The following is a 13,895-nucleotide window of genomic DNA, read 5'->3' as shown; positions in this document are numbered from 1 at the left end:
TTTATTCCCTTACAACCTTATTCAAAAAACTAGAACAAGGTGCCTGGCTCATCATATTTTGTTAACAACCATTAAAAAAAGGGTCACTTCAAAGGTTTACGATTTTAACCTTTTAAAGTGACCCCGAAGCAATGTGTGGAGTCGCTATATCTTTTAAAGGCCTAGAGAGGAGTGGGTTTCTCCTCTCTAGGCGAATAGCAGACAGAGCCATTGCCGTCTATGACCTCGCTATTGAGATAGTCGTTAATAATGAACTATTTTAATAAACCTACGAGCTTTAGACCATGCAGAATTCCATCTTCATCTACATCATTCGTTATATACCTTGCTGCTTCTTTTGCCTTATCATGTGCATTCCCCATTGCTACACTATTGGTAATTTGACTAAGCATTTCGATATCGTTTAATCCATCTCCGAACGCATATTGATTTTCCTTCGCGATCCCTAGCTCTCTAGTAATTATTTCAATGCCAATTGCTTTAGAACCACCTGCTGGGATCACATCCACCGAAAGTGGATGCCAACGTATAAAATCAAACTTCTTGTACTGTTCTTCATAGATGGCTTCCTCTTTGTCTTTTAAAAATAATAACGATTGATAGATCTCTCTTTCTTGGTGATAAAGAGGATCATGGCTTGGAAAATGACCGATTTTAAGAGAGTCAATACTTTCTACAATATAATCATGATGAGCAACGTTTGCTTTCATATCCTCGTGATCCATATAAACAATTGGATGATTGTTTGAAACAGCTAATTCCGTCAATGTATGCAGTGCTTGTTGATCCAATGGATTTTTATATAATACACGACCATTTAAAACAACATATTGCCCGTTATAGCTAACAAATGTATTGATTTCTAATTCTTCACGTAAATCTGCAAACATAAAAGGGGCACGTCCAGTAGCAATTGCCACCTCATGTCCTTTTTCTTTTAAATTTTCGATCGATTTTTTTGCCGTTACAGGCAATTTCTTATCGTGATCTAACAAAGTCCCATCAATATCAAAAAATACAATGCTCTTTTCTGCCATTACTATACTCCAGCTCCTAACTTCTACTAATTTTCTTTATCTCTTTTCATGATACACGTAAATAAAACTTATTTCATGTTTTATATGGTACATGATGAAACGCGTTTCATAACAAGCAAAGAAAACGACATGCTTATTGTTGACATGAAATACGTTTCATCGTCTAAAATAAATTCAAGTAATATATTCATTAGAGCAAGTGAAGGTGAGAAAAATGGCAAATATAAAAGATATTGCTAAAATGGCGAATGTATCGATCACAACTGTATCACGCGTGTTAAATAATCACCCTTACGTGAGTCAGAAAAAGAGAGAAGCGGTATGGCAAGCAATGAAAGAAAGCAATTATCAAAAAAATTTAAATGCTGTTCACTTAAGTACGGGGAAAACACATTTAATAGGAGTCGTTCTTCCTTTTTCAAATCACCCATATTTTGGCTTATTGTTAGAAGGAATAGCCGAAGAGGCTGTAAAAAACAATTATAAACTCGTTTTGTTTCAAACAAATTATGAGGAAACGAGAGAGATCGAAGCATTAGATATGTTAAAGCATAAGCAAATTGATGCACTTATTGTCTGTTCAAGAATTTGCTCTTGGTCAACGATAAATGACTATGCGGGCTATGGACCGATTGTATTTTGTGAGGATACACAAGAGCAGCCTTTTTCCGCTACGTTTGTCGACCATTACAAAAGCTTTCAAACGGCATTACATTACTTAGCAGACAAGGGACATAAAAAAATTGGTTATTGCATTGGCCGTAATAGCGGCGCAAATAGTACAAACAGAGCTCTAGCATACAAAGACTTTTTAACAAAAAGAAAATTGCCATTTCATCCTGAATATATTTTTGAACAATGCTTGCATTTAGAAGATGGAGAAAACGTCGTGTCAAAAATTACAAATATGAAAGAGCCTCCCACAGCTCTTCTAGTAACAAGTGATCAAGTAGCCGCAGGTATAGCTGCATCTAGTCTAGCAAACAAGATTTCTATACCACAAGAAATAGCAATAATAGGTTTTGATAACCAACCTATCTCAAAAGTCATGGGGATTACAACAATGGAAATTCCATTAGTAGAAATCGGCAGAAACCTTTTTTCCCAGTCTGTTCAAAGTCACATTTCCTATAAAGAAATGGATGTTACTTTAATTGAAAGAAGTACCGTTTAACGTTTCATTACTCTTTACGTAAAGAAAACAATTCACTCTCATAGTTAAATTTGGATTTATCTTTCCATTTGATAAAAAAAAGCAACTCCTCTTCTTCATCGTAATACCCGCAACTATTGCATTCATACTGATACACTTGATCTTTATTAATATCCTCAACATTTATCCACCCTCCTCCGTAATGAGGGTGGATGTCATATTCAACTTGTTTTACCTGTTTATTTTCTTTGTATTTAATGAAAATAGAATAGCTTCCTTCAGTACCTATAAGCTTTGATTCAATACTTACATGCCACTTGTCAGTTTCTCCGGAATAGGTCACTGTGGGAACTCGCAGAAAAAACTGATATAGCAAAATCAACAGAATAAGGGTAGTCATGATCAAAAGTTTATTTTTCACATTTTTCACCTCTTAAACTATTTGATGTACAAGTATGAAGCATTATGCTTGCTATGGAAGAATTTAGTTATTCAAAAATACGGTACGTGAAATCATGATGTTAATAGTTTGAAAACCGTTAGCAGAGTAAACTCTTCTACTAACGGCAAATAGTAATCTAAGACGTTGTCACCTAATCTTGCCTTGTATCTTCCGCTATGTACAAGTAATCAATTAAAGGCTAAAGTGATTCTTTCCACGCATCCGAAAGCTCCCTTAATTCGAGCAACCTGTGGATGGCTTCTTTATTTTGCTTATCATGATACGTTACTTTATTTACAAACTCTATACTACTATCAGTTTTACGTTCTAATAAGATAAGTGAATCATTAACAGAAATGTTTCCATCTTGTAACACTCGTAAGTAAAAACCAGAATATCCTGTTTCTTGAATATATAAAGGAAACTTTTTAACCCCATGGCGCTTGGCAACTTTAAAACAAGGTCTTCTCGGCTGGCTTACTTGAACGACGGCTTCTCCCCATTGAAATGTATCACCGATGAACACATCTGTCTCCGTTAGGCCACGCAACGTAATATTTTCTCCAAATGCTCCAATCGGAAGTGATAATCCTAATTTTTCGTTCCAGTAATGATAATGTTCATATGGATAAACGCAGACTGCTTTATCTAAGCCACCATGATTAATCAAATCTGCTTGCTCGTCCCCTTCAATTTGAGTTACAGATAAATAAAGTACTTGCTCGTTTACTGATTGCTTGTGTATCGCAGACAAAACTTCCTTTTCCCCATAAGCAGCAATATTTTTAGAATTGCCTATATTTAATGAAACAATGGTACCTTTAATCACAGTTTGAAACCTCCATCTCTTCCTTTATCAAACTATTCTTTCTGCACTTGGCCTTTAATTCCTTCCTTGCTCTCTCAAATAAAAAGATAAATTGTTACGTATAAAAGATTTTCCTAAGGTAAGTATTGTAATAAATCTTGCGAGGAGGTTACGATATGGAAGTCAATATGAGTGCCGAACAGGTCATTACAGAAATTCAACAACTAAGTTCAGCTGGTGAAAGTCTTAATAAGAAAAAGGTAAAAAAATCACACCCTGAATTGATGAGAAGTGCTCTGCACTATTTTCCTAATTGGGACAATGCCATTGAAAGAAGTACAATGTAAGTAAACAGGCCAACAAATGCCTGTTTAAGCTTCCTTTCTACAAATCAAAACAGGCATTTGTTGAGCCACAATTATTTAAATAGGTCGACGAGGATGGCGTCCTTCTCTAAAAGCTCTATAGCTTGATCACGGTATAGTTTTTCATGCAAGTATGTAAAACGGTTCGGCTTAATGGTTGGAGCTAATTCTATTGCCTGTATAAACTCTTCTTTTTGTAGCGGTAACGTAGAGACAAAAGAAAAGAACCCTGTTCGTTCAAAGACTTTTGTCACTCGTTCTGTACGGTGGTTTTGAACTTTGGCCATAATATACGTAGCAATCCCTACTTGAATTCCATGCATTTGTGGTTGTTTAGTAATTTTATCTAATGCATGAGAGATTAGATGTTCTGAACCACTTATTGGTGAGCTATTGCCGCTAATAACCGTCGCAATTCCCCCCATTGTCATCGAACTAACTAACTCTTTCAAGAATATCGTAGCCTTTATATCATCCATAGGAGTTCGTACGAAACTGTTTACAGCCTTCTTACTGATCATAGAAGCAAATGCATTGACCGTACTGACTCCTTTTTGACTTTCATATTCCCAATCATACAGTGCAGTAATGTTAGACATAAGGTCTCCAATGCCTGCAAATATAAATCGCTCTGGCGCTTGTCGTAATATCGTTAGGTCAACAATCACTCCAAAAGGAACTTTGGCAGGAACAGATGTTTTCTTACCATTTACATAAATTGAGCAATTGCTACTAGCAAAGCCATCATTTGATGCTGAAGTCGGCATACTTATAAAAGGAAGTTTCCTTACGTAAGAAATATATTTCCCGTAATCGACAACAGCTCCTCCCCCAATAGAGATGATCGCATCATAATCTCCCAATTCAAACGCTTTCGTAACAAGATTATGAATATCCATCATATTTGGCAACTTTATCATCATTGCATTTTTTTTACCGAAAAATGGTTGAATTTTATTGCTAATAAAAGAATAAGAAAATTCATCAAACAAGATGACCACACGCTCTATTCCATGACTTTTTACTATCGTATGTAAGTTAGTAAGCACTCCTTCTCCAATTTCTAAAATGGTCGGAATTGAAATAGTCGTTAGTAGATTTTCGTTCACACCAAAAACCTCCCTTTCAAAATATTAGCCATCATTGTAGTAGTAAACTAAAAAATCATTATGACTTTTGTTATTTTAGAACGCTTTTACTAAACTAATGATGGAATGGGGCTAGTCTCTCTCCTTATTTTCATTTATAGTTAGTTTATAGTCTCTTACAAAAGAAAGGAATTAAAAACATGACATACAAAATGATTGTTCTTGATTTAGATGACACATTGCTTCGTGACGACCACACCATTTCTGAACGAACAAAGAAGGCACTAATGACTGCACAACAACAAGGCGTAAAAGTCGTTCTCGCTTCCGGTCGTCCAACTTTTGGGATGAATGCTATTGCGGATGAATTACAATTAAAAGAGTACGGCAGCTTTATTCTCTCTTTTAATGGAGCAAAAATTATCAATTGTAAAACAAAAGAAGAACAGTATAGTAGTACACTTCCTCCTGATGTTGCTCATCGTCTTTACGAGCTAAGTAAAAAAGAAAGTGTCTATATCCATACATATATTGGAGATGAAATCGTTACAGAATTGGAAAATCGCTATACGACAAGAGAAGGTGAAATTACAGGGTTACCCGTTAAAAAAATCGATAACTTTATTGAAGGCGTAAATGAGCCTGTCGTAAAAGTATTAATGTGTGAAGACCCTGATAAGCTCGTAAAAGTCGAACAAAAGTTAAAAGAAGAATTTGCAGGTACTTTAAGTATTATGCGTTCAAAACCTTATTTCTTAGAATTCCTGGAAGAAGGAGTGACAAAAGGCTCAAGTTTGGATTCCCTCATTCAATCACTTGGTATTAAGCGAGAAGAGGTCATAGCTATGGGAGATAGTTATAATGACTTAGCAATGATTGAATTTGCTGGCCTTGGCGTTGCCATGGGAAATGCACCTGATGACATTAAAGAAATGGCAGACTATGTCACAGATACGAATATGAATGATGGAGTTGCTAAAGTCGTAGAAAAGTTTATTTTAGCAAAAGCTTCTGTCTAAATCATAGATCCTAAAGAGCACACATGCTTTTTAGGATTTTTTTTCTACCTATAGTCTCTAATGAATAAAAACACATCCAAATTTACAAATTTTGTAATAAGCTACTTGATTTGATACATACTAACGCCTACATATCAAAATAATTAGGAAGTAGGCTATGTAAGTGAAAAATCATGTATTCCGTTATGCTAAAGGGGTAGTTTCTCCTTTCTCAATTAGTTTAGTTTCCATTCGGAATCCTAACTTAGCAATGTGGTGGGGAGCTGCATTCCCAGGATTACCTCAGATTGCCATGTGTAAATATATTTCTGGAGTCATTCTCATTGCTTGGGAATTTATTATTAATACATATTCAAATTTAAATGTCGCGATTATATACTCCTTTACTGGAAGGTTTGAATTGGCCCAAGAAGTTCTAGATACGAGATGGTTTCTTCTATATATCCCTGTTTATATATTTGGCATCTGGGATGGCAGGCGCGTTGTAATGGATGTAAATAAACATGCCCTTTTAGCTGATATGACTGGTTCGGTTAAGCAAATTAATCCAGTTAGTGTTGCTTGGTATGAGAACAATATTCTAGAAAGAAGAAAACCAGCTATTGCTGCTATGTGGTCATTCATTTTACCAGGTCTTGGTCACCTTTATACACATAGAATACCGACAGCATTTTTCATTCTCTTCTGTACTTCTGTTACCATTTATTTTGCTAATATCCTTCCCGCTATCCATTTAACTTTTTTGGGGAATTTTCATGAAGCGACAAACATTCTTAATCCTCAGTGGGTACTCTTTTATCCGTCAATCTTTTGTTTTTCTATGGTCGACGCCTATTTATTTTGTGAAAAATCAAATAAATTATTTAAAGCCCAACAAGCTATTTATTTTAATGACAACACTCAGCCTCATGCTATTAAAACCAACCTACTTACGAAAAGAGTGACTGAAATGAATGTGATTGCCTCCTTTTCTTATTCTATGTATGTAGAACTAGCCATTAAAGAACTAAAACAAAATGATATAAATGATGACAGCATTTTTGTCATTCCATTAACAGAAACGAAACAAAAGAAAAATATTGATATCATCCGAGGTGGTGAAGACATTAACTTGTTTGAAGCTTCAGTTGCTACGGCTACAGCCTTTTCAGTTCTTGGGACGATTTATGGCTTTATTTGGACAGGTGGCCCAGTCATTTGGGGACTTATCGGGTTGTTCTCGGGTGCAATCCTAGGTTTTATCATTGACTATTTAATAAAAAAGCAGAAAATAAAGCGCAAACATAAGAAAGGAAATGGAGGAGAAATTATGGTTATCATACATTGTAGTCAAGAAAAGGTACAGATGGTTAAGAACATCCTATTTGACCATTTTACTTTAGGTGTTTCAGTAGTTGACATGAATTCCGAGAAAAAAACGGTAAACACTGATAATTCTTCAAATGATTTATTAAGCTAATAGTGGATTATTTCTCTACCAGCAACGATTGTTTCAAAACGTTGCTGGACTCTTTTTTTATCTTAAATAGTTAGTTCTATTTCAACAGGACAGTGATCACTCCCTAACACTTCTGAATGAATTTCAGCCTCTTTAATAGATCCTTTTAGTCGATCAGAAACAATAAAATAATCAATCCGCCAACCAATATTTCTTTCTCGAACTTTATTCATATAAGACCACCAAGTATAGCAATCTTCCTTGTTTGGATGAAGATAGCGGAACGAGTCTACAAAACCTGATTGAAGTAGCGTTGACATCTTCGCTCTCTCTTCAGGTGTAAAACCTGAATTCTTTTGATTGGACTTATGGTTTTTCAAGTCGATCTCATGATGAGCAACATTTAAATCTCCACAAAGAACGACTGGTTTTATTGTATCAAGCTCCATTAAGTACGTACGAATCCGTTCTTCCCACTCAAGTCGATAGTCAAGACGCGACAAGTCTCTTTTTGAATTAGGTGTATAAACATTAACCAAATAAAATGAATCAAACTCTAAAGTGATGACTCTGCCTTCATTTTCTTTAAAGTCATCCCCTAATCCAAACTGGACAGATAATGGTTTCACTTTTGAAAAAATAGCTGTGCCTGAATAACCTTTTTTTTCAGCTGAATTCCAGTATTGCACATATCCATCAAGCTGTAATTGAATTTGTTCCGGCTGACACTTTGTTTCTTGCAAACAAAATATTTCTGCATTCACTTTATGAAAATAATCTAAAAAACCTTTATTCACACAGGCACGTATGCCATTGACATTCCAAGAAATAAGTTTCATATTTTAAAAGTTTCTCCTTGTCATTTTTCTTAAAAACTAATCTTACTATAAGTTGCTCTTGAGCGTAAAGAAATATAGTGAGCAAAAGTGGAGGGGTGTCTCAAAATGAACTGCCCCCCCGTCAAGTAGACAGTGGAAATAATAAAAATGATCTAAGCGGCTTTATCTCTATATTCCATAGGGCTAAGGCCGTTTAGTCGTTTTTGGTATCTATCATGATTATAAAAGTCTATGTATTCCTCTACCGCTAACGAAAGCTCTTCAAATGTACTGAATTTCTGTAAAAAGTACTTCTCACATTTAAGTGTTCCAAAAAATGACTCCATTGGGCCGTTATCAATACATCTACCTACTCGTGACATACTCTGTGTCATGCCTGCGGTATCAATCTTTCGTTTAAATTCTTTAGATGTATACTGGAACCCGCGATCGCTATGGATCATTGGCTTTTCACCATTCAAAAACGCTTTAGCTTGATCAAACGTCTGAAATACAAGGTCATTATTATTGGAAGAGCCCAGGACATAGCTAACAATTGAACCATCATATAAATCGCGAATGGCACTTAAATAAGCCTTCTTTGACGAATCATACTTAAATTCTGTGACATCCGTAACCCATTTTTCATTAGGCTTTTCCGCTTTGAAATCGCGATTTAATACATTTTCCGTCACGTGCTGTGGAGTAGAACGTTTATACTGTCTTTTCTTTCTCCGAATGACGGATTGTAAATTGGAGAGTTTCATCAAACGATAAATCCTCTTGTGATTGAGTTTCTTATTAAACTTTCGGCTCATTTGTAATGTCATTTGGCGATAACCAAAAATGCCATCCACTTTCTCATGGAGAGCTTTCATCTCTTTTATGATTTCTTTATTCAAACTTTCTCTAGTTGAAGGTGTTCGATTAAGCCACTTATAGTAGGACGAACGCGCAATGCCGGCGATTTCACAAAGTAAATAAATAGCGAGACCCTCTTCCTTTTGAAGTTCTTGGATGGCAAGATATTTCTCTTCTAATCGCACTTGGCTTATTACCGCCTCCTTTCGATCTCCTCTAACTTTTTTAAAAATAAATTCTCGGCACGTAAACGTTCATTTTCTCTCTCAAGCTTCTGCATTTGTAATTTTATCTTTTCGTCTGGTGATAGTTCGCTTTCCGCTTTGGTTCTTCCACGCTTATCTTGAAGTGATTCAGCTCCATCTTTTTCGTACTTTTTTACCCATTGATAAACTTGTTGATAGGATATACCATAAACTTCCGCAGTCTTTTGATAATCCTTACCACTTTCCAAACAATCAGTAGCTATTTGTATTCGTTCTTCCCAAGTTGTCTTTCTTCCTTTAGTCATAGAGGCCATCCTTCCCTTTTTCGTATCCTTTAATTCTCTATGACTATTATACTTGTTAATCCACCTCTGAAGTACGGATAAACTGGAGATTTCATACATTCTAATGATTTCATTTTGGGAGTAGTCACCATTCAAAAAGTCTCTAACAGCTGCTTCCTTAAGCTCCTTAGAATACGCCTTACAAGATGTCGATGTATGTAAACCATCTATTCCATCCGTTCTAAATTGCTTAATCCACTTTGATAACGAAGTTTTAGCAATTTTGTATTTTAAACACAGTTCTCTTATTGTGCAGTTTTTGGTTTCGTAAGCAAGCAAAACTTTAAGCTTATATTCAGGTGAATACCATTGTTTCGCCATAAAAAAACTCCCCCTAAGGTAAAAACAGATTTTTATTTTTTAATCTGTCTACCTTAAGGGGAGCATATCAAAAGGTCAAAAACAGACCTTTTGAGACACCCCCTTCTTCACTTATTCTCTTTAATTACTTCAACTATGGTGTCCTGTTCGTTGTGATTGTTTAGTTCAAGTTCATCTAATAATTCATTTATAGATATGGGCTGTTTAAACAGTTCTTCTAAAAAACCTTCAGACATCATTGGGATCATTTTATCCTGGATAAACGCTGTTCCCTTTTTCACCGAGTTAACGCCACCCTCAGCAAGATCTTCTGGTGCCATATCAAATAAAACAACTGCCCCTATTGCCACTACGAGTAGGATAACAGCAAATTTAAATAACGTTTTTAATAAGGAAATAAGCAAAAAACCAACAATCACAACACCAATTAAAAATAACCATGCCTGTTGCGCTTCAACAAACTCAATTAGCTGCTCCACTTTTCCTCCTTTATAACGGCTGCGTGTATTGGCTCTATTTTCCATTATGAACCAAATGACTATAAATAAACATGGTCAAAACATTGAAAGTAGACCTCATGTTTCTGCCAACATTGGGCATGCTATCATTGATAAAGACTGATAAAAAACTGGGGGACCATAAATGTCTATTTTTTCTAAGCAACAACGAAAGCCGTTTGCAAGAAGTGAATATGATGTATTAAAACAAGTCATTTTATGCAAACCAGAATATATGACGATTCGCGACGTTATCAATGAAACACAAAAGAAATTTAAAGATGAAGGAATCCATATTGAACTAGCAATGGCTCAACATAAGAAATTTGTGAAAACACTTGAGGACCATGGGGTCGATGTTGTTTTATTACCTGCTTTAAAAATGTTTCCAGAGCAAGTATTTACACGTGATATTGGATTTACCTTTGGGCATATCTTATTTGTTGCCGAAATGGCTCATAAGATTAGACAAGGCGAAGAAGAAGTATTACGTGGTTGGATTAAACAGGAGCGGATGTCTTATTTCAATTTAATTGGTGATATGATTGAAGGTGGAGATGTTATTGTTGACGGAGAATCGATCTACGTCGGCTTAAGCAATCGTACGAATCAAAATGCGATTGATCACCTGCAAAGCATTTTGCCTCATTACGAGGTTGTGCCTGTTCCTTTTACAGAAAAATACTTACATTTGGATTGTGTATTTAATATTGTATCTCCTAAAGAAGCACTTATTTATCCTGACGCTTTAACACCGAAAGAAATTGACTTCCTTGCTTCTCGGTTCGATTTAATTGAAGTCACGGAAGAAGAACAATTTACACTAGGAACCAACGTCTTATCGATTGGCAACAAGAAAATCTTTAGTTTGCCAGTGAATACAAAAGTAAATGAGCAGTTACGAGCACGTGGTTTTGAAGTGATTGAAGTCGATATTACCGAAATCATCAAATCTGGAGGGTCGTTCCGCTGCTGCACTCTTCCTGTTCTAAGAGAAGGAGATAACCATTAAGCAATGTGCGGGGTCGTTACATCTTTTATAAGCCTTGAGTTGGATTCTCTTCTCAAGGCGAGTAGCGACCAGAGCCATTGCTATTTCTGTTTCTTGGCTTTTTGAAACAGCTCCTTCATCACCTCTCTACGATTAAACAAGGAGTGATCTGTTTTGAAGAGACCTTTTCAAAATTTAGATAATATCGATAAAAATAAAGTGAATCTTCGAAAGTTGTATCATTATTTTCGAATTCGTAATAAAGGCAAGGATTTAACAAGCCGTATCCCCATAGAAGAGAATACAAATATTCACTATCTCCAACAAAATCGCTCCCATATGACGTATACATGGATTGGTCACTCTACCTTCTTCATACAATGTCACGGACTCAATATTTTAACAGATCCTGTCTTTTCTAAACGGATGGGAACGGAAAGAAGATTGGTTCCATTAGGGATTGAACTTGAAAAGTTACCAGAAATAGATATCGTCGTCATCTCCCATGCACATTTTGATCATCTTGAATTTTCATCCATTAGAAGACTAAAAGGAAATCCTCATTTTTTCGTACCTCAAGGATTAAAAAAACTATTTAAACAACGAAAAATCACATCAGTTAGTGAGGCCAATTGGTGGAATTCATACAAGTACAAAGATACCAAACTCCATTTCGTTCCCGCTCAACATTGGAGCCGAAGAAATCTCTTTGATAAAAATCGTGCACATTGGGGAGGCTGGATCATTCAAACTGATCAACATACATTTTATTTTGCTGGAGATACTGGTTATTTTCGTGGGTTTTATGATATTGGGAATCGTTTTACGATTGATACGGCTTTTATGCCAATAGGCGATTATGAACCGGAATGGATGTCAGGATTGCAACATATGAACCCAGAACAGGCGGTACAAGCATTTTTAGACCTTGGTGCACAAACATTTGTACCGATGCATTACGGGACTTACCGACTATCAATGGATACGGGTCCTGAAGCGTTAGAAAGACTGCATGCTGAATGGTCCCGCAGAAACACACCGGACAAAAAGTTAAACACTTTGAAAATAGGAGAGACAATCTTATTGTAGAGCCTCTAATAAAAATGATAGTAGCCAGTTTGCTTTCAATGCGAAAAGACTGGCTCATTATAATTTCTATTACTTCCTTTAATCTACTGCTTGTATTTCGTCACCCCCTGCTTTTCGGTTCTAAATTCCGCCTTTTTTCGTAGAAATATTATCGATATTCCTGCATATAATATATAGGTTTACTATAGAAGGGAGAATACAAATGGATTTATCAGAAAAACAATTTTCTCGCTTAAGCAAAAAGTCACTAAAGCACCTTGAGAAACTGCAGCACAAATATTCACAGGAATTTGGAGATTTTATTTCAAAAGCGGAGCTTATGTCGATTATCGTAAGGTATCAACGTGAACGAACGAAAAATACTCATAACCAAGAAAAGAAAGAGTGAACTAATTGTCACTCTAATCTCGGTTAATGTTAATATATTCAAACAAAAAAGACGAACCGTCCCGATAAAAACGTGGATCATACACCCCAAGTATTTCATCTGTTTCAACTACTACGACAAATGGTGCCCATTCCACTAATACTTCCGCTTTCGGATTTGCTTGATAAAGTGGCTCTAAATTAGCCTCATCCATTGATACAATGGTTTCATTCACAACTTTTCCTCCCCAAACCGTTGCATTAGAAAGTGTGACAATATCTGAGTTTTTTCCAATAACCGAAAAATGACCTGGGAGGAAACTAGCTGAGAGAGCCACTTCTTCATAATCTTTTATCGCTTCTTGATAAATGAGTATCCCTTGAGTTCCCTGGATGAATATGTGTAAAGCGATACCAACCCAAACATATCTCCATACTTTATACCGTTGTATATCCCTTTTGATCCTAATAATGACGAAACCAAATAAAATAATCGACCAGATCACTAAGTCAACAATTGGGATAACTCCAAGCGTCACCCTCATCTGTGAAAGTGGTTCAAAAACCCCTGTTCCCCAAGCATTTAATGCATCTGACGCGTTATGTATTGCGACATTTACCATAGCCAAATAGAAAATAAGTAAGTCTTTACGCTTCCAAATAAAATAGGCAACTACATAAATAAGTCCGGCCCATATTGGTACAAGAAAAAACGAATGCGTTAACCCTCTATGCCACATTTGTTCCATTACTTTACCGGTTTCCGTTATATTAGCAACCACATCTATATCCGGAATTTGGCTTGCAGTCAAAGCAGAAAATAGCAATGCTCTTTTTGTATTTCGGTCCATTTCCTCTTTCTTCACTGCGCCGTACGTTGTTAAACCAAACAACGTGTGAGTTACTGTGTCCATAATGCTTCCCTACCCTTTTTGTCCTTCCTATATCATAACCATTTCTACGATGTAATCCAAATGAAAGACGCTTCCCATTTAATAAATCATAAATTCTATCTCATTCATTACATAAACAACGCTTCTTTTTCGAACAAT

15 protein-coding genes are annotated in these 13,895 nt (G+C 35.9%); 7 read left to right on the top strand and 8 right to left on the bottom strand.

Annotated elements, in window-relative coordinates; genetic code table 11:
* Positions 1-254: 254 nt before the first annotated feature.
* The gene (locus MF646_RS14665; RefSeq protein WP_250097262.1) at positions 255-1,037 is read right to left on the bottom strand and encodes a Cof-type HAD-IIB family hydrolase; all 783 of its coding nucleotides are present in this window, start codon (positions 1,035-1,037) and stop codon (positions 255-257) included.
* A 214-nt stretch (positions 1,038-1,251) separates the two neighbouring features.
* On the opposite strand from MF646_RS14665, the gene MF646_RS14660 reads away from it, so the two are divergent.
* Positions 1,252-2,211 carry a LacI family DNA-binding transcriptional regulator gene (locus MF646_RS14660; protein ID WP_250097261.1) on the top strand — a complete coding sequence of 320 codons (960 nt, stop codon included), beginning with the start codon at positions 1,252-1,254 and terminating at the stop codon, positions 2,209-2,211.
* Positions 2,212-2,218: 7 nt separating this feature from the next.
* Here the strand turns inward: MF646_RS14660 and MF646_RS14655 are convergent, their stop codons facing one another.
* On the bottom strand, positions 2,219-2,611 hold the full coding sequence (locus MF646_RS14655) for a hypothetical protein (protein WP_250097260.1): 393 nt from the start codon (positions 2,609-2,611) through the stop codon (positions 2,219-2,221).
* Positions 2,612-2,831: 220 nt separating this feature from the next.
* Positions 2,832-3,461, bottom strand: a complete 630-nt coding sequence (locus tag MF646_RS14650; RefSeq protein ID WP_250097259.1) for an MOSC domain-containing protein — start codon at positions 3,459-3,461, stop codon at positions 2,832-2,834.
* A gap of 155 nt (positions 3,462-3,616) precedes the next feature.
* On the opposite strand from MF646_RS14650, the gene MF646_RS14645 reads away from it, so the two are divergent.
* Positions 3,617-3,787, top strand: a complete 171-nt coding sequence (locus MF646_RS14645; RefSeq protein WP_250097258.1) for a hypothetical protein — start codon at positions 3,617-3,619, stop codon at positions 3,785-3,787.
* Between the two features lie 71 nt (positions 3,788-3,858).
* On the opposite strand, the gene MF646_RS14640 is transcribed toward MF646_RS14645, so the two are convergent.
* Entirely contained in the window at positions 3,859-4,914 is a 1,056-nt protein-coding gene (locus MF646_RS14640; protein ID WP_250097257.1) for an iron-containing alcohol dehydrogenase family protein, read from the bottom strand.
* Between the two features lie 179 nt (positions 4,915-5,093).
* Between MF646_RS14640 and MF646_RS14635 the strand changes: the two genes are divergently transcribed.
* Complete coding sequence (locus MF646_RS14635) at positions 5,094-5,912, top strand: Cof-type HAD-IIB family hydrolase (RefSeq protein WP_250097256.1); 819 nt, start codon at positions 5,094-5,096, stop codon at positions 5,910-5,912.
* Between the two features lie 163 nt (positions 5,913-6,075).
* Positions 6,076-7,371 carry a hypothetical protein gene (locus tag MF646_RS14630; RefSeq protein WP_250097255.1) on the top strand — a complete coding sequence of 432 codons (1,296 nt, stop codon included), beginning with the start codon at positions 6,076-6,078 and terminating at the stop codon, positions 7,369-7,371.
* A 62-nt stretch (positions 7,372-7,433) separates the two neighbouring features.
* Here the strand turns inward: MF646_RS14630 and MF646_RS14625 are convergent, their stop codons facing one another.
* From MF646_RS14625 to MF646_RS14615, 3 genes are all read right to left on the bottom strand, one after another.
* The gene (locus tag MF646_RS14625; protein ID WP_250097254.1) at positions 7,434-8,189 is read right to left on the bottom strand and encodes an exodeoxyribonuclease III; all 756 of its coding nucleotides are present in this window, start codon (positions 8,187-8,189) and stop codon (positions 7,434-7,436) included.
* A 152-nt stretch (positions 8,190-8,341) separates the two neighbouring features.
* A protein-coding gene (locus MF646_RS14620; protein WP_250097253.1) for an IS3 family transposase occupies positions 8,342-9,900 on the bottom strand; the annotation gives its coding sequence in 2 pieces (ribosomal slippage) (positions 8,342-9,258 and positions 9,258-9,900; 1,560 coding nt in all).
* Positions 9,901-10,007: 107 nt separating this feature from the next.
* Positions 10,008-10,379 carry a hypothetical protein gene (locus MF646_RS14615; RefSeq protein ID WP_250097252.1) on the bottom strand — a complete coding sequence of 124 codons (372 nt, stop codon included), beginning with the start codon at positions 10,377-10,379 and terminating at the stop codon, positions 10,008-10,010.
* Positions 10,380-10,542: 163 nt separating this feature from the next.
* Between MF646_RS14615 and MF646_RS14610 the strand changes: the two genes are divergently transcribed.
* The 3 genes from MF646_RS14610 to MF646_RS14600 all read left to right on the top strand — a co-directional run bounded on the left by MF646_RS14610 (position 10,543) and on the right by MF646_RS14600 (position 12,865).
* Positions 10,543-11,409, top strand: coding sequence for a dimethylarginine dimethylaminohydrolase family protein (locus MF646_RS14610; RefSeq protein WP_250097251.1), 867 nt, complete (start codon positions 10,543-10,545; stop codon positions 11,407-11,409).
* Positions 11,410-11,562: 153 nt separating this feature from the next.
* On the top strand, positions 11,563-12,477 hold the full coding sequence (locus tag MF646_RS14605) for an MBL fold metallo-hydrolase (RefSeq protein WP_250097250.1): 915 nt from the start codon (positions 11,563-11,565) through the stop codon (positions 12,475-12,477).
* A 202-nt stretch (positions 12,478-12,679) separates the two neighbouring features.
* Entirely contained in the window at positions 12,680-12,865 is a 186-nt protein-coding gene (locus MF646_RS14600) for a hypothetical protein (protein WP_250097249.1), read from the top strand.
* A gap of 13 nt (positions 12,866-12,878) precedes the next feature.
* Here MF646_RS14600 and MF646_RS14595 read toward each other — a convergent pair whose 3' ends face one another.
* Entirely contained in the window at positions 12,879-13,757 is an 879-nt protein-coding gene (locus MF646_RS14595; protein WP_250097248.1) for a metal-dependent hydrolase, read from the bottom strand.
* Positions 13,758-13,895 lie beyond the last annotated feature (138 nt).

The organism is Halalkalibacter alkaliphilus (assembly GCF_023555415.1).
Taxonomy (GTDB): Bacteria; Bacillota; Bacilli; order Bacillales; family Bacillaceae_D; genus Halalkalibacter; species Halalkalibacter alkaliphilus.
This window is presented reverse-complemented; position numbering and strand designations above follow the sequence as displayed.